The 20,923-nt window shown below is 68.9% G+C and carries 21 protein-coding genes and 1 pseudogene; 6 read left to right on the top strand and 16 right to left on the bottom strand.

The features are described 5' to 3' along the window. The first annotated feature begins 24 nt into the window (after nucleotides 1-24). On the top strand, nucleotides 25-1,209 hold the full coding sequence (locus DN412_RS00370) for an NAD(P)/FAD-dependent oxidoreductase (RefSeq protein WP_115012704.1): 1,185 nt from the start codon (nucleotides 25-27) through the stop codon (nucleotides 1,207-1,209). Here DN412_RS00370 and DN412_RS00365 read toward each other — a convergent pair. Further along, complete coding sequence (locus DN412_RS00365) at nucleotides 1,206-3,536, bottom strand: AsmA family protein (protein WP_115012703.1); 2,331 nt, start codon at nucleotides 3,534-3,536, stop codon at nucleotides 1,206-1,208. The genes DN412_RS00370 and DN412_RS00365 overlap by 4 nt on opposite strands. 211 nt (nucleotides 3,537-3,747) lie before the next feature. Between DN412_RS00365 and tcdA the strand changes: the two genes are divergently transcribed. Continuing rightward, the gene (tcdA, locus tag DN412_RS00360; protein WP_115012702.1) at nucleotides 3,748-4,617 is read left to right on the top strand and encodes a tRNA cyclic N6-threonylcarbamoyladenosine(37) synthase TcdA; all 870 of its coding nucleotides are present in this window, start codon (nucleotides 3,748-3,750) and stop codon (nucleotides 4,615-4,617) included. A 15-nt stretch (nucleotides 4,618-4,632) separates the two neighbouring features. Here tcdA and DN412_RS00355 read toward each other — a convergent pair whose 3' ends face one another. Then, nucleotides 4,633-5,211, bottom strand: a complete 579-nt coding sequence (locus DN412_RS00355) for a P-loop nucleotide/nucleoside kinase family protein (RefSeq protein ID WP_115012963.1) — start codon at nucleotides 5,209-5,211, stop codon at nucleotides 4,633-4,635. A gap of 124 nt (nucleotides 5,212-5,335) precedes the next feature. Between DN412_RS00355 and DN412_RS00350 the strand changes: the two genes are divergently transcribed. Next, a complete protein-coding gene (locus tag DN412_RS00350; RefSeq protein WP_115012701.1) occupies nucleotides 5,336-5,776 on the top strand; it encodes a bacteriohemerythrin in 441 nt (146 codons plus the stop codon). A gap of 5 nt (nucleotides 5,777-5,781) precedes the next feature. On the opposite strand, the gene DN412_RS00345 is transcribed toward DN412_RS00350, so the two are convergent. Continuing rightward, entirely contained in the window at nucleotides 5,782-6,153 is a 372-nt protein-coding gene (locus DN412_RS00345) for a cupin domain-containing protein (RefSeq protein WP_115012962.1), read from the bottom strand. A gap of 65 nt (nucleotides 6,154-6,218) precedes the next feature. Then, on the bottom strand, nucleotides 6,219-7,067 hold the full coding sequence (gene trxA / locus DN412_RS00340) for a thioredoxin (protein ID WP_115012700.1): 849 nt from the start codon (nucleotides 7,065-7,067) through the stop codon (nucleotides 6,219-6,221). A gap of 233 nt (nucleotides 7,068-7,300) precedes the next feature. Here trxA and DN412_RS00335 point away from each other — a divergent pair, with 233 nt between their 5' ends. Continuing rightward, on the top strand, nucleotides 7,301-9,016 hold the full coding sequence (locus DN412_RS00335) for a long-chain fatty acid--CoA ligase (RefSeq protein ID WP_115012699.1): 1,716 nt from the start codon (nucleotides 7,301-7,303) through the stop codon (nucleotides 9,014-9,016). Between the two features lie 69 nt (nucleotides 9,017-9,085). Here the strand turns inward: DN412_RS00335 and DN412_RS00330 are convergent, their stop codons facing one another. Together DN412_RS00330 and DN412_RS00325 are read right to left on the bottom strand one after the other, a co-directional pair. Beyond that, nucleotides 9,086-9,886 carry an ankyrin repeat domain-containing protein gene (locus DN412_RS00330; protein WP_115012698.1) on the bottom strand — a complete coding sequence of 267 codons (801 nt, stop codon included), beginning with the start codon at nucleotides 9,884-9,886 and terminating at the stop codon, nucleotides 9,086-9,088. Between the two features lie 17 nt (nucleotides 9,887-9,903). Next, nucleotides 9,904-10,722, bottom strand: a complete 819-nt coding sequence (locus DN412_RS00325; RefSeq protein WP_208647541.1) for a gamma-glutamylcyclotransferase — start codon at nucleotides 10,720-10,722, stop codon at nucleotides 9,904-9,906. A gap of 206 nt (nucleotides 10,723-10,928) precedes the next feature. On the opposite strand from DN412_RS00325, the gene DN412_RS00320 reads away from it, so the two are divergent. Then, nucleotides 10,929-11,249: a hypothetical protein gene (locus tag DN412_RS00320; protein ID WP_013957577.1), complete on the top strand. Its 321-nt coding sequence runs from the start codon at nucleotides 10,929-10,931 to the stop codon at nucleotides 11,247-11,249. 45 nt (nucleotides 11,250-11,294) lie between these two features. Here DN412_RS00320 and DN412_RS00315 read toward each other — a convergent pair whose 3' ends face one another. From DN412_RS00315 to DN412_RS00285, 7 genes are all read right to left on the bottom strand, one after another. Further along, nucleotides 11,295-11,642 (bottom strand): FKBP-type peptidyl-prolyl cis-trans isomerase, encoded by a 348-nt coding sequence (locus tag DN412_RS00315; protein ID WP_010813699.1) that lies wholly within the window; start codon nucleotides 11,640-11,642, stop codon nucleotides 11,295-11,297. A gap of 58 nt (nucleotides 11,643-11,700) precedes the next feature. Then, complete coding sequence (locus DN412_RS00310; RefSeq protein WP_115012696.1) at nucleotides 11,701-12,249, bottom strand: YaeQ family protein; 549 nt, start codon at nucleotides 12,247-12,249, stop codon at nucleotides 11,701-11,703. 124 nt (nucleotides 12,250-12,373) lie between these two features. Then, nucleotides 12,374-12,682 (bottom strand): hypothetical protein, encoded by a 309-nt coding sequence (locus tag DN412_RS00305; RefSeq protein WP_078197382.1) that lies wholly within the window; start codon nucleotides 12,680-12,682, stop codon nucleotides 12,374-12,376. A 105-nt stretch (nucleotides 12,683-12,787) separates the two neighbouring features. After that, nucleotides 12,788-13,375, bottom strand: a complete 588-nt coding sequence (locus DN412_RS00300; protein ID WP_115012695.1) for a YceI family protein — start codon at nucleotides 13,373-13,375, stop codon at nucleotides 12,788-12,790. A gap of 4 nt (nucleotides 13,376-13,379) precedes the next feature. After that, a complete protein-coding gene (locus DN412_RS00295; RefSeq protein WP_115012694.1) occupies nucleotides 13,380-13,763 on the bottom strand; it encodes an MAPEG family protein in 384 nt (127 codons plus the stop codon). 65 nt (nucleotides 13,764-13,828) lie between these two features. Beyond that, a complete protein-coding gene (locus DN412_RS00290) occupies nucleotides 13,829-14,071 on the bottom strand; it encodes an RNA-binding S4 domain-containing protein (RefSeq protein WP_078197376.1) in 243 nt (80 codons plus the stop codon). After that, on the bottom strand, nucleotides 14,071-15,828 hold the full coding sequence (locus tag DN412_RS00285; RefSeq protein ID WP_115012693.1) for a glutamine--tRNA ligase/YqeY domain fusion protein: 1,758 nt from the start codon (nucleotides 15,826-15,828) through the stop codon (nucleotides 14,071-14,073). The genes DN412_RS00290 and DN412_RS00285 overlap by 1 nt, the downstream gene beginning before the upstream one ends. Before the next feature lie 269 nt (nucleotides 15,829-16,097). Here DN412_RS00285 and DN412_RS00280 point away from each other — a divergent pair, with 269 nt between their 5' ends. Beyond that, the gene (locus DN412_RS00280; protein WP_115012692.1) at nucleotides 16,098-17,537 is read left to right on the top strand and encodes a CoA transferase; all 1,440 of its coding nucleotides are present in this window, start codon (nucleotides 16,098-16,100) and stop codon (nucleotides 17,535-17,537) included. Between the two features lie 39 nt (nucleotides 17,538-17,576). Here DN412_RS00280 and DN412_RS00275 read toward each other — a convergent pair whose 3' ends face one another. The 3 genes and pseudogenes from DN412_RS00275 to ggt form a co-directional block, all read right to left on the bottom strand. Beyond that, a complete protein-coding gene (locus tag DN412_RS00275) occupies nucleotides 17,577-18,194 on the bottom strand; it encodes a pyridoxamine 5'-phosphate oxidase family protein (protein WP_115012691.1) in 618 nt (205 codons plus the stop codon). A gap of 67 nt (nucleotides 18,195-18,261) precedes the next feature. After that, nucleotides 18,262-19,121, bottom strand: a pseudogene (locus DN412_RS00270) (PhzF family phenazine biosynthesis protein). A 175-nt stretch (nucleotides 19,122-19,296) separates the two neighbouring features. Next, nucleotides 19,297-20,922, bottom strand: a complete 1,626-nt coding sequence (gene ggt, locus DN412_RS00265) for a gamma-glutamyltransferase (RefSeq protein WP_115012690.1) — start codon at nucleotides 20,920-20,922, stop codon at nucleotides 19,297-19,299. Nucleotide 20,923: the final 1 nt, after the last annotated feature.

Below are 20,923 nucleotides of genomic sequence, written 5' to 3'. Positions count from 1 at the left end.
ATTCCTTCGCCAAGGAGCTGTGCCGTGAAAGACTACGATATCGTGATTGTCGGGGCCGGCCATGCCGGTGCGCAGGCGGCCCTTCATCTGCGCGAACTGGGGTTTGGCGGAAGCATCGCCCTCGTTGGCGGGGAACCGCATCTTCCCTATCAGCGGCCGCCGCTTTCGAAGGATTACCTGACCGGGGCGCTCCCGTTCGACCGGCTGCTGCTGAGACAGCCAGCCTTCTGGCAGGAGCATGCCGTCGACCTGCTGCTCGGGCATGAGGTCTCCATCGTCAACCCGCTGTCGAAGACGGTGATTTGCGGCGATGACCTGATCGGATACGGTCGCATGGTATGGGCCGCGGGCGGGGCGCCCCGCGCGTTACGGTGTCCTGGTGCCCAGGGGCTGCCGGTGCTGACGCTCAGGAGCCGTGCCGACGCCGACCGGCTGATCGCAACCGCAAGGCAGTCGTCGCGCTTCCTTGTGGTGGGAGGGGGGTATATCGGCCTGGAGGTCGCCGCGGCCCTGATCGGCCAGGGCAAGTCGGTGACGTTGCTGGAGGCGTCCGAGCGCGTGCTGAGCCGCGTGGCCGGAGCGTACCTGTCACGGTTCTACGAAGCCGAGCACCGCCGCCGTGGCGTCGACCTGCGGACCGGGGTGCAGATCCTCCATCTCGAGCGCAGCGAGGATGGCATCTATTGCGCGACGCTGACGGACGGAACCCGCGTTCACGCCGACGCGGTGATTGCGGGCATCGGCATCGAGCCGAACGTGCAGCCCCTGGCCGACGCGGGCGCGCGATGCTCGAACGGGGTCGAGGTCGATTCGCACTGCCGTACCAGCCTGTGGGACGTCTATGCCATCGGCGACTGCGCCTTGCACGCCAACCGCCATGCGGCGGGCGCGCGGGTCCGGCTGGAATCGATCCAGAATGCCACCGACCAGGCGCGCGTGGTCGCCCGGCATATTCACGGCGACCCCATCGTGTACGACGCCGTGCCCTGGGTCTGGTCGCTGCAATATGACATGCGTCTGCAGACCGTGGGCCTCGCCATTGGCTACGACGAGGCGCAGCCCACGCCGGGGCCGGCCGAGGGGTCGTTCTCCGTCTTGTACAGCAAGGGCGGCCGGCTGATCGCGGCGGACTGCGTCAATGCGCCGGCGGAGTTCGCCCGTATCCGGCGCATGTTGTCGACGGCCGCGGGCGCGGCGCCGGTGGGCTAAGCGCCCCGGTAGAACGCGTCGTAGTTCTGGCGCAGCGGTGCTGGTGCATGCTGGCCGCCCGGCTTGCCTTGCTTGCGTTCGCGGGCACTCACCGGCTTGCCGGGCCGGGCTGCCGCGGCCGCCGGCGCAACCGGCGCAACCGGTTTGGCGGCGGGTGCGCGGGCAGCCTTCGGGTCCTTGTAGGTCTTGCCCGGCGGCGGCGCGGTGGGGCGCTTGCGCAGGTCGGCAAGCAGCCTGGCGCACTGGGTGTCGTCGCTGCCCGGCGACAGGTCGATCAGCGGCAACACCGCCGTGGCCACTGGCGCCAGCAGCGCCAGCGACACGGCGCCACCGGCGCGCAGCGCCAGCACGCCGATGTCGGGGCTGACGGACGGCTTCTTCATGGTGCCGCCCACGTACAGCGGCGAGCGCAGCGAGAACACGCGCAGGCCCCTGGAGTCCGGGTGGATGGTCAGCGCCAGCCTTTCATTGCGCAGGTCGATGCCGCCGGTGGTCTCGATCACCGCATCCTGCGTATCCAGCACGAAGGTGCGGGCGCGTGCGATGCCGTCGGTGAAGGTAAAGTCGCTGACACCGCAGTTGATCTGCACCGTCTTGTCGCCGAACAGCTTGCGGATCACCACGCTGCCCACGTTCAGCCCCATCGCTTCAAGCAGGAACTTGCTGATCGTGCCGTTCTCGACCAGCAGCCTGGCTTCGCCATTGGACGAGCCCATCAGCGCCGCCACCGAATTGCCGGTGGCCGAGAGCTTGGCGCTGCCGTTGAGCTCGCCGATGCTGGCGCGCATCAGGTCGAAGGTCGGGAACAGCTGCTTGAGCTTCATGTGCCGCGCGGTCATGTCGACCATGGCGCCCATCGGCTCGCGCTTGCCGTCCAGCCTGAGGGTCGACACCAGGTTGCCGCCCGCCACGCCGAAGTTGAGCGGGTCGAGCAGCAGCACGCCGTCCTGCAGCTTCAGGTGCGTGACCAGGTCGGTGATCGGCAGCTCGGCATCGCGGATGATGCGCTTGCCGGTAAAGTGCACGTCGGCATCGATCTCGTCCCAACGCTCGGTGCGGAACGGGGCCACCGGCAGTGCCTTGTCCGCGGGCTGGACCACGGTGCTGTCCTTGGCCGGGCGGCCGGGCCTGGCATCGGCGCCGATCAGCGGGGCCAGGTCGGCAAAGCGCAGCTGGTCCGACTCCAGGCTGCCCGCCAGCAGCGGGCGCGGGTCGCGCTTGGTGAAGGTCAGTGTGCCGGACAGGTCGCTGCCGCCGACGCGGCCGGTGAACTTCTGGTATTCGTAGATCGAGCCTTCCGTGCGCAGCGTCGCCATCAGCCGGCCGCGGGTCTGGTACGGCGGTGTCGAGGGCAGCACCACGCCGGTCAGCGCGTAGAGCCTGGCCATGCTGTCGCCGCTCAGGGTCAGGTGCATGTCCAGCGCGGCCAGGTGGGCCGGGTTGGTCACGGTGCCTTCGATCTGCGCGCGCGTGGTGCCCACGCGCACGTCGGCCTGGATCGGGAAGGGCACGTCGGCATTGCGCAGGCTCAGCACCGTGCCGGCCTTGCCGGTGGCGTTGATGGTGGCGTCGTTGTAGCGGCCGGTGGCCTTCCAGCGCACGCCGTAGCGGCCGTTGGCGGCAGCGGTCGCCGCGGATGCCGGGCCGGCGGTCGCCGGCGCCGATGTCGAAGCCGCCTCAGGTGCGCTGGCAGGCGGCCCGGGCGCCACCGCAGAGGCCTGTGGTGCGGTCAGCGCGCCGTCGCGTGCCTTGTCATAGAGCGCGGCGCTGCCGATGGTGTCGAGTTCGGCCTGCAGCTCGATCTTCTTGAACTCGTCTGTCAGCGCCAGGTTGCCGCGCGCCAGCACCACCTCGCCGATATCCAGTTGCCATTTGGACTTGCCGGTCTTTGGGCCGGTATCGAAGGTCCAGTTGTTGCGGCTGTCGGCCAGGCGCTCCAGCCAGACCGCGGGGCTGTCGATGACGATGGTGGGCACGGCGATCTCGTGCGTCAGCAGCGGCACCGGGCGCAGCACGAAGATCAGTTCGCGCACGGTCGCCATATTGGGCTGCTTGGCCCAGTCGGTATTGCCGATGGTGATATCGCGCGCCGACAGCCGCGGCCATGGCACCAGCGTATGCCAGCCGGTCTCGCCCTCGCCGCGGCGCCAGGTCACGGTCAGGTCGCCATTGATGGCAAAGGGCCGGCCGATGGCTTCTGAGACCCGGTCATTGAGCCAGGGCTTGAGCCGGTTCCAGTCAAAGGTCATGATCACGATCACCAGCAGCGCGATCAGCGCAACCGGTGTCAGGACACTCCACAGAACGACCTTGCGGCGCACGGGCATGAGGCGGGCTCTCCTGGCTGGCGGGGCGGGCCCGGCGGCTGCCTGGCATACGCGGCGCGGCGAACGGACCACTGCAGGTCTATTGTATAGTTGCGCGCTTCCCGTCTTTGTCGGGGATTGGCTGACATCGCCGCCGGAAAATGCCGGAATTTTTTGCCCCGGTGTTGCCGTGCGCGGCCCGGCCGGTTTCCCGCGACCCGATCCTTCTCGTATGAACGATGCCGCACACGACCTGGCCGGCCTGCCTGAGCCGCTGACCCACGAAAGCCCGGCCGACGATGACTACCACCGCCGCTTCGGCGGCGTCGCGCGGCTCTACGGCGCCGCCGGCCTGGCGCGGCTGGAGGCGGCCAGCGTGTGCGTGGTCGGCATCGGCGGGGTCGGCAGCTGGGCGGCCGAGGCGCTGGCGCGCAATGCGGTGGGCTGCATCACGCTGATCGATTTGGACCATATCGCGCTGTCCAACACCAACCGCCAGATCCATGCGCTGGGCGATGCCTACGGGCGCGCCAAGGTCGAGGCCATGGCCGAGCGCGTCGTGGCCATCAATCCGCGCTGCCAGGTGACGCAGGTCGACGATTTCGTGACCGCGGACAATGTGCCGGCGTTGCTCGGCGCGGGCTATGACTATGTGATCGACGCCATCGATGCGGTGCGGGTGAAGATCGCCATGCTGGGCTGGGCCCGGCGCCAGGGCGTGCCGGTGATCACCTGCGGCGGCGCGGGCGGCCAGCTCGACCCCACGCGCGTGCGCATCGACGACCTCGCGCGCACCATCCAGGACCCGCTGCTGTCCAAGGTGCGCGCCGGCCTGCGCAAGCAATGGGGCTTTACGCGCGACCCGAAGAAGAAGTTCGGCATTGCCGCGGTCTATTCGGACGAGCCGCTGCAATACCCCGAGCCCGAGCAGCAGGCCTGCGAGATCGACGAGGCGCCGCCGGCGGAAGGGCTGCCTGGCCAGCCGGCCATGCGTGGCCCGCAAGGGCTGGCGTGCGCGGGCTTTGGCTCGTCGGTGGCGGTAACGGCGGTGTTCGGCTTTGTCGCGGCATCGGCGGTGATCGGCGAGATCGCGAGCGGCTGATAGTCGTTCGGCCGTTCAGGTGCTCAGCGCGCGCAATAGTCCGTCGATCTCTGCCTCGCCGGGTGCCTGGTTGTCGAAGAAGATCAGTTCCGGATAGTCCGCGGGGGCCGGCATGAAGCGCCGGGTGCGGTAAGCCTCCCAGTGGTGCAGCTTGTAGGCGTCGTTGGGGTTGCCGCGCCGGATGATACGGGCATGGGCCTCGTCTTCCGGCAGGTGGACCCAGACCGTGCGCACCGTGGTGCAGGCGGGCATGTGCAGCCAGTCGGGGTCGTTCAGCAGGTGGGCCTTGACCTCGCGCGAGAGCGGTCCGATCACGATCGCGCTGATGCCCAGCGCCAGGTTCTCGCGCGCGGTGTCGAGCAGGCCCTGGTATTCCGGGTCGCGCAGGTTGTCCAGGTAGGCCGGGCTGTCGCGGTCGTTGGGGTCGCCGGTGATGGCCGCCATGGCCGCGGCGCTGTAGCGGCCGTACAGGGTGTCCTTGTCGAGCAGGCAGAAGGGCTCGCCGGTGGCCTGCATCAGCGGGCCGATCAGGCGGTGGGCGAGGGTGGTCTTGCCGGTGCCGGCATGGCCGCAGAAGAAGATCAGTCGTGGCATGAAGTGTAGAGGTGGCGGGCAGGGCGCATTGCCCACAGCATACCCCGTGGCTTGCGCCAGATCAGGCCCGGTCCGCGCCGATTGGGTATCCTTGCCGTTTTCTGCCACGATTGCCGCCGATCCCATGGACGCCAAAGACCAGCTTTCCTCCGCCGGCCTGCCCGACCACCTCCATCTGGGCGAACCGGTCACCGACGCCACCCATGCCGAGTTCGTGCAACTGCTGGCCGCGGTGGCCGGCGCCGACGATGCCGGCTTCCTGGCAGCGATGGACGAATGGATCGACCATACGCGCCATCATTTCACCCAGGAAGAGCAGTGGATGGAGGCGATGGGGTTCGGCCCGCGCCATTGCCACGCGGGCGAGCACCAGCAGGTGCTGGCCGTGGCCGTCGCGGTGCGCGACAAGGTGCACACCGACGCCGAGTTCCAGCTTGGCCGCCGGCTGGTGGCCGAGCTCTCAGGCTGGTTCGACCATCACGTCAAGTCGATGGACGCGATGATGGTGGCGCATATGCGTGAGAACGGCTTTACGCTGGTCGAAGACCCCGTCACCGCGGCCTGAACGCATCAGGCCGCCGCGTCGCGGTCGATCACCACGAAATACTTGCGCACCGGCGCCAGCACCTCGAACAGCCCGGTAAAGCCGGCCGGGATCACGCAGGCGTCGCCGGGGCCGAATTCGCTGGCCTGGCCGGCATCGTCGCTGATGCGGATCCGGCCGCTGATCACATGGAAGAACTCTTCCTTGCCCGCCGGGAAGGCGATGCGCCACGCACCCGGCTCGCACGCCCAGATGCCGCAATCAAAGTCGCCATGCTGCGCGCTGTAGTGCGTCCAGGTGGTGCGGTCGGGGCTGCCCGACACCAGCCGGTCAGGGCGCGGGCGGTCGTGGCTCGGGGCGGGTTCGGTCTTGAAATCGATCAGGCGGGGCGTGGTCATGGCGAACAGCAACAAAGCGGGAGTGAGCCCGCCAGTTTATCGTGCCGCGCCGGCAGGCCTGCGCTTCAGTTCAGCGACGTGCTCAGCTGACGGCGCCAGCGCGACACCGCATCGGGCCGGTCGGCCAGCATCTCGAACACCGACAGCATGGTCTTGCGGCCGATATCGTCCTCGAAGGTCCGGTCGGCGCGCACGATTTCCAGCAACTGCTCCAGCGCCGGCTCGTATTGCTGGCGCGCGATCAGCACCCTGGCCAGGTCCAGCCGTGCCGACAGGTCGCGCGGGTTCGCGGCGATGCGCCCAGTGAGGGTGTCCTCGTCGGGCAGGCCCGACACATTCTCCATGGCTTCCATGCGCGTGCGCAGCGCGGCGCAGGCGTCCTGCTGCTCGGCGTTCGGCGACAGCGCCTCGAACTGGGTCCTGGCCGCGTCGATGTCGTTGCCGTCCAGCAGGAAGGCGATATAGGCCAGCCGGGCGGTGTCGGCATGCTCCGGATCCAGCGCGATCGCCTCGGCGAACTTGGCTTCGGCGCCGGTGCGATCGCCCTCGGCGGCGAGCTGCTGCGCGTCCTGCAGCGCCGTGGGGGCAGGTTGCGACGCCAGGCGGCCGAGGAATTCGCGCAGACCCGACTCGGGCAGCACCCCGATGAACTGGTCCACCGCCTGGCCGTCGGCAATCGCCACCACATGCGGGATGCTGCGCACGCCGAAGTGCGCGGCGAGCTCCTGGTTCTCGTCGACATTGACCTTGACCAGCTTCCACTGGCCGTCGGCCTCGGCCTCCAGCCGTTCCAGCATCGGCCCCAGTGTGCGGCAGGGTCCGCACCAGGGCGCCCAGAAGTCGACCAGCACGGGCGCCTGGCGCGAGGCGTCGATCACTTCGGTTTCGAAATTCTGCAGGGTGACGTCGCTCATGGGGGATCCTGGATCGGGAAGAGTGGGCAAGACCTGGACGGTCCGGCCGGAAAGGCTGAACAGGGCATCTATACCCCTATTGTGAGGGCGAAGGCGCCGAATGCAACGCCCGCAGCAATTACCGCACCACTGGTGTTCGGGAAAGTCTGCGGTTGAAAATAGAACGATCGTTCGGTTATAGTCCTTGATCATACCGACAGATCCGGTCCGCGAGACCGCACAGGAGACGTTTCATGCAGACCCCAGCCCGCCCGCATTTCCAGTTCTGGCCGAAGCGCCTGCCGACTTCCATCGTGCTGCCGGAGACGTCACTCTGGGCCAACCTGGAAGTTTCGGCGCTCCGCTATGCCGACAAAGCCGCGATCCGCTACTTCGGCAACGCCATCACCTTCCGTGAACTGGAGGCGCAGGCCACTGCGGTGGCCGGCTGGCTGCAGCAGAAGGCGGGCGTGAAGAAAGGCGACCGGGTGCTGCTGTATATGCAGAACTGCCCGCAGTTCATCGTCAGCTACTACGCCATCCTGCGCGCCGACGCGGTGGTGGTGCCGGTCAACCCGATGAACCGTGCCGAGGAATTCAAGCACTACGTCACCGATGCGCAGGCGCGCGTGGCGATCTTCACCGCCGACCTGGCCGCCGGGGTCGAGCAGGCGCAGTCTGAGCTGGCGCCGGCCGAGCGCCTGCAGCATTTGCTGGTGACGCAATATGCCGATGCACTGCCGCCCGCGCACGAACACCCGGAAGACGCGCCGCCGGCCTGGCTGACCACGCCGCATCCGCTGCCCGCGGGTGCCACCGCGTGGGCCGAGGCGCTGGGTGCCGGGCTGCAGCCCGGCCCGCATACCGCCGGCCCGGACGATATGGCGGTGATGCCGTACACCTCCGGCACCACCGGCTTCCCCAAGGGCTGCATCCATACGCACCGCTCGGTGATGCACAACGTCATCGGCGCCGCGACCTGGTCGGGCTCGGGCGCGGAATCGGTGATCCTGTCGGTGCTGCCGCTGTTCCATGTCACCGGCATGCAGTACGGCATGAATGGCCCGATCTACAGCGGCGCCACCGTGGTGATGCTGCCGCGCTGGGACCGTGAAGTGGCCGGTCACCTGATCTCGCGCTACCAGGTCACGCACTGGACCAATATCCCGACCATGGTGATCGACTTCCTGTCCAGCCCCAACCTGGCGCAGTTCGACCTGTCCAGCCTGCGCTATATCGGCGGCGGCGGCGCGGCCATGCCGCAGGCCGTGGCCGAGCGCCTGCGCGAGCAGTTCGGACTGAGCTACCTGGAAGGCTACGGCCTGTCCGAGACCATGGCGCCGACGCACAGCAACCCGTCGGACCGGCCCAAGCTGCAGTGCCTGGGCGTGCCGACCTTCAACACCGACGCGCGCGTGGTCGACCCGGTCACGCTCAAGGAACTGCCGCCCAACGAGATCGGCGAGATCATCGTCAGCGGCCCGCAGGTGTTCAAGGGCTACTGGGGCAAGGAAGCCGCCACCCGCGACGCCTTTATCGAGTTCGAGGGCAAGACCTTCTTCCGCACCGGCGACCTGGGCCGCATGGACGAGGAGGGCTACTACTTCATCACCGACCGGCTCAAGCGCATGATCAATGCGTCGGGCTTCAAGGTATGGCCAGCCGAGGTGGAAAACCTGCTGTACAAGCACCCCGACGTGCAGGAGGCCTGCATCATTGGCACGCGCGACCCGTACCGCGGCGAGACCGTCAAGGCGGTGGTGGTGCTGCGCGCCCATGCCAGGGGCAAGACCACGCCGGAGCAGATCATCGACTGGGCCAAGGAGAACATGGCCGCCTACAAGTACCCGCGCGTGGTGGAGTTTGTCGATGCGCTACCCAAGTCGGGCACCGGCAAGGTGATGTGGCGCCATCTGCAGGAAAGCGAGAACGCGCGCAATGCTGGCGCGGGCGAGAAGCCCGCGGCCTGAGGGGGCGGGGCAGCACAATGAAGAAGGCTGGTCGGTCGACCAGCCTTCTTTGATTCACGGTGCCGTCTCTCAATGCCCCCGCACCCGCATCAGCATCTTCACCATGGTCTTGTAGCCCCGCTCGCGCGCATGGCGCGTGGGGCTCACGCCTTCGCGGTCCGCCAGGTTGGCATCCGCGCCCGCATCCAGCAGCAGCTGCACGGTTTCCTCGTAGCGGGCGCTGCCATCGCCCAGGATCACTGCCTCCAGCAGCGCGGTCCAGCCCAGGTCGTTGACGTGGTCGACGGCAATGCCGGCTTTCAGCAGCAGCTTCACCACTTCCACATGGCCTTGCTGGCTGGCGATGATCAGCGCGGTGCCGTCGTAGCGGTCGGTGCTGGCCAGGTCGGCGCCGTTGGCCAGGGCCAGGCGCACCACGTCGGCCTGTCCGGTGGCGGCGGCCAGCAGGAAGGGGCTGTTGGATTCGGCGTCCTTCAGGTTCACATCGGCACCGGCGAGCAGCAGCGTGCGCGCGACCTCGGTGCGCCGGTTCTGCACGGCCGCCAGCAGCGCGCTGCGCCCGCGTTCATCGGCGGCGCGGGCTGAGGCGCCGGCGGCCAGCAGGCGCGCCACCAGTTCCTGGTCGCCGGCGCTGGCGGCGGTGATCAGGTTGCGGTCGAGCGTGCCGATGGCGTCGTGCCGCATTGGCGGCTGCATGGCCGTGCCGTGCGGCGGGCGGGCGGCGGGCTGGCTGGCCGCGCCGCCGGCGGGCCGTGCCGCCAGCGTCTGGCCGCCCTGCGCCGCCAGCAGGCCGCCGCCCATCAGCAAGCCCACCAGGCCCAGCAACTCATTGAGTGCCTGTCTGCGGGTGCGGGCGGCGGGGCGCGTCATGGCGGCAGCTCCTTGGCTCAGACGATTTCGTGGGGGCTGGCCGGCAGGGGCGCCGGCACGCCGTCAAGGGCACCGTCGGTGGCGTTGGCGGCACGCCCGGCGTCGGCGGCATCGCCGGCCTGCAGCTGGCGCCACAGCCGTCCCAGGTAGGGATCGTCGACGCCGTTGGTGGCCAGGCCCAGCAGGGTTTGCTGCAGGTATTCGCGCGCCGGGCCGTACAGCCCGGCAGCGTGGCGCAGGCGCTCGACCACGCTGGTATCCGGCAGCCGGCCGGCGTAGGACTCGTGCGACCGGTTCATGACGAAGGCGAGGGCACGCTGCTCGGGCGCGCAGGCGTCGCCGATGCGGATGCGCAGCCAGCGCGGATGGTAGGCGCCGGTCAGCATCTCGCGGCGCCACAGCACGCGGAACTCCTGCTCGACGACATGGCTGGGAATGCGGAACACCATGCCATGGCAGCAGCCGCCGCGGTCCAGGCCCAGCACCAGCCCGGGGTTGTCCCAGGTGCCGCGGTTGATGCGCGAATAGAGGTAGAAGCCGCGGTGGTAGCCGTGCACCGTGGCACGCAGGCGCTCGGTGTGCACCACCATCGGGTTCCAGATCAGCGAGCCGTAGCCGAATACCCAGACATCGCCGCCCAGTGCGGGATCTTCCGGGCGGCGCGCCAGCGCATCGGACAGGGACTGCTCCAGCGCTGCCTCGGGCAGCAGCGAGGACGCAACCGGGGTGCTGCACAGCGCGGTGCGCAGCCGGTCGCATTCGAGGTCCTGTCGCGTGATGCCCATGCTGCAAGCATAAATCAAAGCGGCGCCCCGGGCAGGCGGAGGAAATGACATAAGTGCCAGTTTTCCTCGGAATTGGCTGAGCGGGCGGGGCGGGTGTGGGTGGTTCGCAACGGTTGCGGCGACGTGCCGCCCCTGTCACTCGCAGCGGACGAGCGCTGGCGCACCTTTGTCGGTGATCAGGCGGCCGTGAATTGCTGGCCCGTGCGGCTGCCATGTCCTTACAATGGTCGTCTCAATCCGACCAGGGGGAACCTGCGATGGCACGTACGCTTACGGTGGTGTTCGGCAGCGGCAAGGAATATGACTTCACGATCGGCACGGACGAGCTGGCCGCCGTCACCGAGGATGCCGCGTGGCGCTGGTTCGACCGGGAATACACCGAGCTGGACTGCCAGGCGTCGAGCCCGGTCGGCAAGGTGCTGGTGATCGACAAGATCCTGAATGTCGCCAAGTTCTCGGGAGAAGCGCGCTTCTCCGGCGATCCTGCCTGGGCGCAGGACTATGCCCGCCATGCGGCGCGGCTGCTGGACCGGGACAAGGTCCGCGTCGATGTCGGCAACGCCGCCATCGGGTTCTAGCGATTCGCTCGTCGCCCCCGCGCAGGCGGGAGCGACGTGGCGGCTTTAGACAGCCAGCAGTTCCACTTCAAACAGCAGCGTTGCGTTCGGCGGGATCACGCCGCCGGCCCCGCGGGCACCGTAGCCGAGGTCGGCCGGGATCACCAGGCGGCGCACACCGCCCACCTTCATGCCCTGCACGCCCTCGTCCCAGCCGCGGATCACATGGCCGGCACCCAGCGGGAACACGAACGGGTCGTTGCGGTCCTTGCTCGAATCGAACTTGCGGCCGGCCTGGCCGTTCTCGTACAGCCAGCCGGTGTAGTGCACGGTGACGTGCTTGCCGGCGGTGGCTTCGGCGCCGGCGCCGACGGTGGTGTCTTCGTATTGCAGGCCAGAGGGCGTGGTTTGCATGGCGTATTTCCTTCCGATGGGAACAGACGTGAGAGAGATGAACGCAGCGCCGCTGCGTTCAGGCTTGGGCGCGCTGGAGCACATCCAGCGTCAGTTGCACGTTGTGGTCGTCGTCGGCCACCCAGATATCGCCGTCCTGGATCGTCACGGACAGGCGCATGGCGCGCTGCGCCAGCGCGGCCAGGGCTTCGACAGCTTCCGCCGGGACGTTGTAGACGGTGACATTGCGCAGCTTGCCGGCCTTGCCCGCCATGCCCTTCCACCATTCGCGCGCGCTGGCGGCGTTGTAGGTGTAGATGGTCACGCGCTCGGCGCGGGCCGCGGCGCGCTTCAGGCGCGCTTCGTCGGGCTGGCCCAGTTCGACCCAGTGGGCGATGTCGCCGGTCAGGCGCTTGTCCCACAGGTCGGGCTCGTCGGGGTCGTCCAGGCCGCGGGTGAAAGCCAGGGATTCGGTGGCTTCGCAGGCAAAGGCCAGCAGGCGCACCATCATGCGCGCGTCATTCTCGGACGGGTGCTGGGCGATGGTCAGGCTGTGGCTGCCGTAGTACGGCCGGTCCATGTCCGAGACGGACAGGTCGGCTTTGAAGATCGTGGATTTGAGCGCCATGAGGTGAAGTGTGCGGCAGGCGCCCCGGCTGGGGTGCGGGAGACGCAAAAGGCCGCATCATACGCGAATCACAAGGCGGCGATTCACAAGACACGCCGTGCGCGCATCTTGCCGGTGCCGCGGCTCAGCGCTTGCGGTATTCCTTCAGGTAGAAGCGCAGCAGCGCCGAGACCAGCACCGTGCTGAGGAAGGCGGCCGCCACCACCAGCGCCTGTCCGGGCGGGGTATCGATCTGGCCGGCCACGCCGAGGCGGAACAGCCAGGTGCCGACCATCATCGCCAGGAACGGCATCAGCAGCGCGCGGCGGCCATAGGTCTGCACCGCCCACAGCGGGAAGCGGCGCAGGAAGTCGCCCGGAATGCTGCAGGCGAGGCACGCGCCGGCAGCCGCCAGCGCGGCGGCCACGATGTCGCCGGAATGGATGTCGAACATGGTCTCTGTCTCGCGCCCCCGCCAGGCACACGCGGCGGGCGTGGCAGGAAATTGGCAAAGCGCTGATTCTACAAGAGAAATTTGCGCCGCAGGTGATGAGTAGGGTTAGCGCTCGGTGCCGCCGGCGGGCGATGCCTCGACCGCCACTTGCAGCGTCACGGTGTCGCCCACCTCGGGCAGGAAGCGGGTCATGCCGTAGGCACTGCGCGGCACTTCGGCACGGAAATCGCCGCCGCAGACCTGGCGGCTTACGCCGAAAAAAGTCACCTCGCCGCAGCGGAAGCGCTCGGCCAGCAGGCGCAGCGGCTGCGTGACACCGTGCAGCGTCAGTTCGCCCTCCACCGCGGCCAGCCGGCCGCCCTCGGTCAGGAACCGGTTCGCGCGCAGCCGCGCCACCGGGTGCTGGGCGGCATCGAAGAATTGTGCGGAACGCAGCACGCCGTCCAGCGTGCGGTTGCCGGTATCGACCGAGGCCAGGTCCACGGTCACGTCGAGCGCGCCAGTGCCGCTGTCGGCGTCATAGATGAGGCGCCCGTCGATCTTGCCGAAACGCCCGCGCACCGAACTGCGCTCGAAATGGCTGGCGGAGAAATAGACGGTGGTGTGGACCGGGTCCAGGGTGTATTCGACCGGTGCCGCGTGGGCGCCGGCAATGCCTGAGAGTGTCAGAAGGGCCAGCGTGCGCAGGACCATGGGATCAGTGGACGAACACCGGCAGCAGGAAGATCCCCACCACGGTCAGGTAGCCGATGGTCCAGCACAGCGTGCGCAGCGTGGCGCGGTCCGTCACGTAGCACAAGGTGTAGAGCAGGCGGGCCGCGATGAAGGCCATGGCCAGCTCGTCGAGGCGGGCCTGCGGCGCCTGCAGGTGGCTGGCGGTGAGCACCGCCGCGGCAAAGAAGGGAAAGGCCTCGAAGTGGTTGCGGTGCGCCATGTCGGCGCGGCGCGCGCGTCCGGACTGGCGCTCCAGCCAGCCGCGCGGGTCATGGTTGTCATAGCCCGGCCCGCTGGCCTTGGCGATGGCCACCGTCGCCAGCGGCATGACGCCGGCCAGCAGCACGCACCAGAAAGCGATCGGCATGTTCCAGTCCTTTCGGTTGCTGTGCCGGCGCGGCTATCACTGGCTGCGCCGGCCGGCCCGCGCGGTCAGGCGGCGACTACGCGGATCTCGATGCCCGCCAGGCCCACCACCTGCCCGGCGCGGATCTTCGCAGTCTTGCGCGATTCGGGCGCGCCGTCCACCGACACTTCGCCGGCGGCGACCAGCGCCTTGCCGGCGCCGCCGCTGTCGCACACGCCCGCCAGCTTGAGCAGGTCGTTGAGCGCGATGAACTCGCCCGCGAGCGGGAAAGTGATGGTCTGCACGGCTGCCTTGCCTGGTTTTGCCATCACTTGCCCCAACTGTCTTTCAGGCCGACGATGCGGTTGAAGACCGGCTTGCCCGGCTGCGAATCGCTGCGGTCGGCGACGAAGTAGCCATGGCGCTCGAACTGGAAGCGGTCCTCCGGCTGCGCTTCGCGCAGGCCCGGCTCCAGCCAGGCGGTGATGACCTTCTTGGAGTCCGGGTTGAGCGCATCCAGGAAGTTCTTGCCGCCGGCATCCGGATTCGGGTCGTTGAACAGGCGGTCGTACAGGCGCACTTCGGCCTCATACCCATGCGCCGCGCTGACCCAGTGGATCACGCCCTTGACCTTGACGCTGTCGGCGCCCGGCGTGCCGCTCTTGGTATCGGGCAGGTAGCTGGCGTGCACGGCGATCACGTTGCCGTCGGCGTCCTTGTCGACGCCGGTGCACTCGATCACATAGCCGTACTTCAGCCGCACCTTGTTGCCCGGGAACAGGCGGAAATAGCCCTTGGGCGGGTTCTCGTTGAAGTCCTCGCGCTCGATCCACAGGTCGCGCGACAGCGGGAACACGCGGCGGCCCAGTTCCGGCTTTTTCGGGTGCACCGGCGCCGAGCATTCTTCGCTCTGGCCTTCGGGGTAGTTGTCGATCACCAGGCGCAGCGGGTCCAGCACCGCCACGCCGCGCGCGGCACGGCCGTCCAGGTCGTCGCGCACCGAGCCTTCGAGCGTGCTCATGTCGATCCAGCTGTCGGCCTTGGCCACGCCCACGCGGTCGCAGAACAGCTGGATCGATTCCGGGGTGTAGCCGCGGCGGCGCACGCCGACCAGCGTGGGCATGCGCGGATCGTCCCAGCCGTCGACGCGCTGCTCATCGACCAGCTGCTTGAGCCTGCGCTTGCTGGTGATGGCGTAGGTCAGGTTCAGGCGCGCGAACTCATACTGGTGCGGCAGCGGATCGCGGAACACGCCGCTGTCGCGCAGGTGCTCCAGCACCCAGTCGTACAGCGGGCGGTTGTTCTCGAACTCCAGCGTGCACAGCGAGTGCGTGATGTTCTCCAGCGCGTCCGAGATGCAGTGCGTGAAGTCGTACATCGGGTAGATGCACCACTTGTCGCCGGTGCGGTGGTGATGCGCGTGGCGGATGCGGTAGAGCACCGGATCGCGCATCACGATGTTCGGCGCGGTCATGTCGATCCTGGCGCGCAGCACGTGCTCGCCGTCGGCGTACTTGCCGGCGCGCATGTCGCGGAACAGCTGCAGGTTCTCTTCGACGCTGCGCTCGCGGTAGGGCGAGGGCTTGCCCGGTTCGGAGAAGTTGCCGCGGCTGGCGGCGATCTGCTCGGCGGTCTGGCTGTCGATATAGGCGGCGCCGCGCTCGATCAGGGTCTCGGCAAAGGCGTAGAGCTGGTCGAAGTAGTCGCTGGCGTAGTACAGGTGCGGCTGCTTCGCGCCGTCCTTGCCTTCGCTGTCCCAGGAAAAGCCCAGCCAGTGCACCGCGTCGATGATGGAATCGACGTATTCGGTGTCTTCCTTGACCGGGTTGGTGTCATCGAAGCGCAGGTGGCAGCGGCCGCCGTAGTCGCGCGCCAGCCCGAAGTTCAGGCAGATGCTCTTGGCGTGGCCGATATGCAGGTAGCCGTTGGGCTCCGGCGGGAAGCGGGTGATGACGGTCGGCAGCGGCTCGCCGGCCTTGTCCTGGCGGCCGCCATAGGTGCCGGCGGCTAGGTCCTGGTCGATGATGCTCCGCAGGAAATTGGAGGCGGCGGGGGTGCTGTCGGTAGGCTTGTTGTCGTGGCTCATGATGGCGCCGGTTGGCCGGCCTGATGCGTCTGGGGTGCGTCTGTGTGTGCGTCGGGCCGGGTCGTCAGATTGCGTGGCGGAATGCCAATAGCGGGATTTTACCGTGCCGGCGGCGCCGCACGCCGCGAGCCGCCGCGGATTTCCGCCCAGATCCCGGATTTGCCTCCGCGCGGATGCGTCCGGCTGCGACGAAAGTGATGTGCCGGAGTAGCATGGAAGCCGTGCCGGCCCGCCGTGGCCGGCTTTGGTCCACTGCTGCAGGAATGCCCATGAACGCCCAATCCGATGCGGCGCCGGTGCCGCTTGAGCCCTCTGATGTCATTGACGCGCTGTGGCGCGACGCCGGCCTGCCCGCCGAGGCGCTGGCGCACCTGAAGCTGGACGGCGCCGAGCCGGTGCTGCCGTCGAGCTTTGCCGTGGGCACCGCCGCCCAGGCCAGCCTTGGCGCCTCGGCGCTGGCCGCCGCCGCACTGTGGCACAGCCGCACCGGCCGCTGGCAGGACGTCAGCGTCGACATGCGCCATGCCATCACCGAATTCCGCAGCGAACGCTACCTGCGCGTCGACGGCGGGCCCGCGCCCGAGCTGTGGGACAAACTGGCCGGCCTCTACCGCTGTGGCGACGGCCGCTGGGTGCGCCTGCATACCAATTTCCCGCACCACCGCGACGGCGTGGTGCGCTTGCTCGGCTGCGCCAACGACAAGGCGGCGGTGCAGGCCGCGCTGGAGAAGCGCGACGCCGAATCCTTCGAGACCGCGGCGTCCGACGCGGGCCTGGTGGTTGCCGCCTTGCGCAGCTTCGACGAATGGGACCGCCATCCGCAGGCCGCCGCCTTGCGCGGCCTGCCGCCGGTGACGCTGGAGCGCATCGGCGACGCGCCGCCGCAGCCGCTGCCGGCGCCCGCATCCGCGGACGCGCAGCCGCTGTCGGGCGTGCGCGTGCTCGATTTCACCCGCATCATCGCCGGCCCGGTGGCGGGCCGCACGCTGGCCGCGCACGGCGCCGACGTGCTGCTGGTCACCGCCTCGCACCTGCCGTCGATCGCGCCGCTGGTGATCGACACCGGCCGGGGCAAGCGCAGCTGCCAGCTGGACCTGCGCGATCCCGACGACAAGCGCACGCTGCACAAGCTGTTGCACGGCGCCGATGTGATGGTGCAGGGCTACCGCCCCGGCGGCCTGGCCGAACTGGGCGTGGGCCCCGAGGCCGCGGCGCGCGCGCGGCCGGGCATCGTCTATGTGTCGCTGAGCGCCTACGGCCACGTGGGGCCGTGGTCGCTCAAGCGCGGTTTTGATTCGCTGGTGCAGACCGCCACCGGCTTCAACGATGCCGAAGCGCAGGCGGCCGGCAGCGACACCCCGCGCCCGTTGCCGGCGCAGGTGCTGGACCACGCGGCGGGCTACCTGCTGGCCTTCGGCGCGATGGCCGCGCTGCACCGGCGCGCGGTGGAGGGCGGCAGCTGGCATGTGCGCGTGTCGCTGGCGCAGGTGGGGCAGTGGCTGCGCGGCCTGGGGCGCGTGCCGGACGGGCTCAAGGCGCCCGAGCAGAAGATCGACGACGTGGCCGACCTGCTCGAGGCCGTGCCGTCGGGCTTTGGCATGCTGACAGTGGTGCGCCACGCGGCGCACCTGTCGGAGACGCCGGCGCGCTGGAACTTGCCGTCCGAGCCGCTCGGCACGCATGCGCCGCAGTGGCTGCCGCGCGACTAGGCGAAATCAGGCGCCGGTGCGCTGCGATGGTTGCCGGGGCTAGTAGAGGGTGGTGCGCTGCCGCTCCGGCAGGTCGCGGTCATAGGCCGCGCCGTCGATGGCGTTTTCAGTCAGCGTGGCCAGGATCTCGCCGTTGCTGGGCAGCGACTGGCGCGCGACCTGCGCGTCCGCGGCCCACAGGCGCGAGCGGATCAGCGCGCGGGCGCACTGGAAGAACACCGACTGCACCGTGACCACCAGCACCGTGGTCGGGGTCTTGCCGTCGACCACGCAGCGTGCGATCAGCTCCGGGTCGACGCTGATCTGCGCGGTGCCGTTTATGCGGATGGTCTCGTTGACGCCGGGGATCACGAACAGCAGCCCCACGCGCGGATCGGCAACGATATTGCGCAGGCTGTCGATGCGATTGTTGCCGCGCCGGTCGGGCAGCAGCAGCGTGCGTTCGTCCAGCACCTGCACGAAGCCCGGCGCGTCGCCGCGCGGCGAGCATTCGGCCCAGTCATCGCCCACCGTCGACAGCAGGCAGAACGGTGCGGCCTCGATAAAGGCGCGGTAGTGCGGGTGCAGGTAGTCGACTTCCTTGGACAGCGACGGGGCCGCCGGTTGCGCGTAGAGCGCTTCCAGTTGGGCCAGCGTGGTGATGGCGTGCGGGATCATGGCAGGCAGGGCGTTGGTTGTCGGGGGAGGGGAGCCGCCAATGTAGCGCAGAAGCGTTTCGGTAGCCTTACACGGTCACAGTGCCCTGGCCGATCTCCAGCACGCGGCCGCCCACGCGGATGGCACCGTCGGCGTTGACGGCCAGGTGCAGCCGGCAGGGGCGGCCCACGGCCTCGCCCTGGTCGATGGCGTATTCAGCCGGCAGCGCATGGCCCGTGGCCAGCAGCCAGCCGCCCAGGTTGGCGCAGGCCGAGCCCGTGCCCGGATCCTCGGCCACGCCGCCGCCCTGCTTGGTGAAGAAGTAGCGCGACAGCACGCGGCCGGGCTGCTCCGGGTCGAAGGCAAAGACGTAGGCGGTCTTGCGGCCCAGGCTGCTCTGCGGCCAGACCGCCAGGCGTGCGCTGTCGGGGTTGGCGCGGCGCACGGCATCGGTGTTGCGCACCGCCACCAGCAACTGGTCGGCGCCGGTGTCGACCCACATCGGCGACACCAGCAGGTCGCGTTCCTCCAGCCCGAGCAGGCTGGCCATGTCGGCGTCGGGCAGGGCGACCGGTGCGGTCTTGGGCTTGCCGCTGTGCGGGGCGGTGAAGGTCCAGACATCGCCCTGCGCGGTCACCGGCACCACGCCCGCGGGAAACTCCAGCGTCAGCGCGTCGCCGGTGCCGGCCAGGCCGCGCACCACGTGCGCGGTGCCCAGCGTCGGATGACCGGCAAAGCGCACTCATAGCCCGGCGTGAAGATGCGCACCCGCGCACTGGCACGCTCCGACGGCAGGATGAAAGTGGTTTCCGACAGGTTGAACTGCAGCGCCAGCGCTTGCATGGTGGCGTCGTCCATGCCGCGCGCATCCTCGAAGACGCACAGGGGGTTGCCGCCGAAGGTGGATTCGGCAAAGACGTTGAGCAGGCGGAAAGCGTAGGTGGTCATGGCGCGGGGGCTCCGTGAGGCGGGTTGGTCTCAAGTGTACGGGGCGGGGGCGGACACGCCATGCACAGTTGCGCCGATCGCGGGCGGGCCAGTTGCGGACAGTTCCGGCGCACCATGAAAAACGCCCGGGGCAGGCCCGGGCGTATCTCCAGCAAAGGCAATCAGGCCTGCAGGCTCAGAACCCCACCGCCTGCCCGTCACGCCGGCTGTCGCTGGCCGCGACGTAGCCGTGCTCGGCATCCTCCGACAGGCGCCAGATGAACTGGCCCGAGCCGAAGTCCATGTACGGATCGTCCACCGACTTGAGCTGGTGGCCGCGCGCCTTCAGGCCCTCGACCGTGGCCGGGTCCATGGTGCTTTCCACGTCCAGCGTGAAGTCGCGGTTGACCTTCCAGCGCGGCGCGCAGCAGGCGGCCTGCGGCTGCTGCTTGTAGTCCAGCATGCGCACCACGGTCTGCAGGTGGCCCTGCGGCTGCATGTCGCCGCCCATCACACCAAAACTCATCACCGGCTGGCCGTCCCTGGTCAGGAAGGCGGGGATGATGGTGTGGAACGGACGCTTGCCGCCCGCGACCACGTTGGCCGACTTCGGGTCCATCGAGAAGCCCACGCCACGGTTCTGCAGGCTGATGCCGGTGCCCGGCACCACCACGCCCGAGCCGAAGCCCATGTAGTTGGACTGGATGAACGAGATCATCATGCCGCTCTCGTCGGCGGCGGTCAGGTAGATGGTGCCGCCCACCTTGGGCATGCCGAAGTTGAAATGCGTGGCGCGCTGCATGTCAATCAGTTTGGCGCGCGACTTCAGGTAGGCGTCGTCCAGCATGTCTTCCGGCGTGACTTCCATGCTGCGCGGATCGGCCACGTAGCGGTAGAGGTCGGCAAAGGCCAGCTTCATCGCCTCGATCTGCAGGTGCTGCGAATCGACCGAATCGACCGGGATCGATGCCATGTCGAACTGGTCGAGGATGCCCAGCGCGATCAGCGCGGCGATGCCCTGGCCGTTGGGCGGGATCTCGTGCAGCTCGTAGCCGCGGTAGGACTTGCTGATCGGCTTGACCCAGTCGGGGCGGTAGTTGCGCAGGTCGTCGAGCGTCATGGCGCCGCCGCACTGCTGGCTGAAGGCGGCAATCTGCTCGGCGATCTCGCCTTCGTAGTAGGCGCGGCCACGGGTTGCGCCGATCTTGCGCAGCGTTTCGGCGGCGGCCTTCATGGTGAACTTCTCGCCCACCGCCGGGGCGCGGCCGTCGGGCATGAAGGTGCCGGCGAAGCCGGGCTGGTCCTTCAGTTCGGGCACCGCGGCGGCCCACTTGTGCGCCACCACCGGCGGCACGGCATAGCCGCGCTCGGCGATCTCGATCGCCGGCTCCATCAGGTCGGCGAACGGCAGCTTGCCGAAGCGCTCATGCAGCGCGGCCCAGCCGGCGACCACACCGGGCACGGTGACCGAGTCCCAGCCGCGGATCGGGCGGTTGGCCAGGCCGTTGGCGTCGGTGCCGTACTTGTTCTTGAAGTACTCCGGGTTCCATGCCGCCGGGGCCACGCCCGACGAATTCAGGCCGTGCAGTTCCTTGCCGTCCCACAGGATGGCAAAGGCATCGCTGCCCAGGCCGCACGAGACCGGCTCGACGATGGTGATCGCGGCGGCCGCGGCGATGGCCGCATCGACGGCATTGCCGCCCTTGAGCAGCATGCGCAGGCCGGCCTGCGCGGCCAGCGGGTGCGAGGTGGAAACCACGTTGCGCGCAAACAGCGGGATGCGCACGGAGGGGTAGGGATTGGTCCAGTTGAAGTTCTGCATG

It is taken from the genome of Cupriavidus lacunae (genome assembly GCF_003353055.1).
Lineage (GTDB): Bacteria > Pseudomonadota > Gammaproteobacteria > Burkholderiales > Burkholderiaceae > Cupriavidus > Cupriavidus lacunae.
Note: the sequence above shows the minus strand (reverse complement) of the source record. Positions and strands in the feature narration are given on the sequence as shown.

Coding starts and splice junctions, on each gene's coding strand:
- DN412_RS00365 (WP_115012703.1), bottom strand. CDS start 3,536: ATGCCCGTGCGCCGCAAGGTCGTTCTGTGGAGTGTCCTGACACCGGTT.
- tcdA (WP_115012702.1), top strand. CDS start 3,748: ATGAACGATGCCGCACACGACCTGGCCGGCCTGCCTGAGCCGCTGACC.
- DN412_RS00355 (WP_115012963.1), bottom strand. CDS start 5,211: ATGCCACGACTGATCTTCTTCTGCGGCCATGCCGGCACCGGCAAGACC.
- DN412_RS00350 (WP_115012701.1), top strand. CDS start 5,336: ATGGACGCCAAAGACCAGCTTTCCTCCGCCGGCCTGCCCGACCACCTC.
- DN412_RS00345 (WP_115012962.1), bottom strand. CDS start 6,153: ATGACCACGCCCCGCCTGATCGATTTCAAGACCGAACCCGCCCCGAGC.
- trxA (WP_115012700.1), bottom strand. CDS start 7,067: ATGAGCGACGTCACCCTGCAGAATTTCGAAACCGAAGTGATCGACGCC.
- DN412_RS00335 (WP_115012699.1), top strand. CDS start 7,301: ATGCAGACCCCAGCCCGCCCGCATTTCCAGTTCTGGCCGAAGCGCCTG.
- DN412_RS00330 (WP_115012698.1), bottom strand. CDS start 9,886: ATGACGCGCCCCGCCGCCCGCACCCGCAGACAGGCACTCAATGAGTTG.
- DN412_RS00325 (WP_208647541.1), bottom strand. CDS start 10,722: ATGTCATTTCCTCCGCCTGCCCGGGGCGCCGCTTTGATTTATGCTTGC.
- DN412_RS00320 (WP_013957577.1), top strand. CDS start 10,929: ATGGCACGTACGCTTACGGTGGTGTTCGGCAGCGGCAAGGAATATGAC.
- DN412_RS00315 (WP_010813699.1), bottom strand. CDS start 11,642: ATGCAAACCACGCCCTCTGGCCTGCAATACGAAGACACCACCGTCGGC.
- DN412_RS00310 (WP_115012696.1), bottom strand. CDS start 12,249: ATGGCGCTCAAATCCACGATCTTCAAAGCCGACCTGTCCGTCTCGGAC.
- DN412_RS00305 (WP_078197382.1), bottom strand. CDS start 12,682: ATGTTCGACATCCATTCCGGCGACATCGTGGCCGCCGCGCTGGCGGCT.
- DN412_RS00300 (WP_115012695.1), bottom strand. CDS start 13,375: ATGGTCCTGCGCACGCTGGCCCTTCTGACACTCTCAGGCATTGCCGGC.
- DN412_RS00295 (WP_115012694.1), bottom strand. CDS start 13,763: ATGCCGATCGCTTTCTGGTGCGTGCTGCTGGCCGGCGTCATGCCGCTG.
- DN412_RS00290 (WP_078197376.1), bottom strand. CDS start 14,071: ATGGCAAAACCAGGCAAGGCAGCCGTGCAGACCATCACTTTCCCGCTC.
- DN412_RS00285 (WP_115012693.1), bottom strand. CDS start 15,828: ATGAGCCACGACAACAAGCCTACCGACAGCACCCCCGCCGCCTCCAAT.
- DN412_RS00280 (WP_115012692.1), top strand. CDS start 16,098: ATGAACGCCCAATCCGATGCGGCGCCGGTGCCGCTTGAGCCCTCTGAT.
- DN412_RS00275 (WP_115012691.1), bottom strand. CDS start 18,194: ATGATCCCGCACGCCATCACCACGCTGGCCCAACTGGAAGCGCTCTAC.
- ggt (WP_115012690.1), bottom strand. CDS start 20,922: ATGCAGAACTTCAACTGGACCAATCCCTACCCCTCCGTGCGCATCCCG.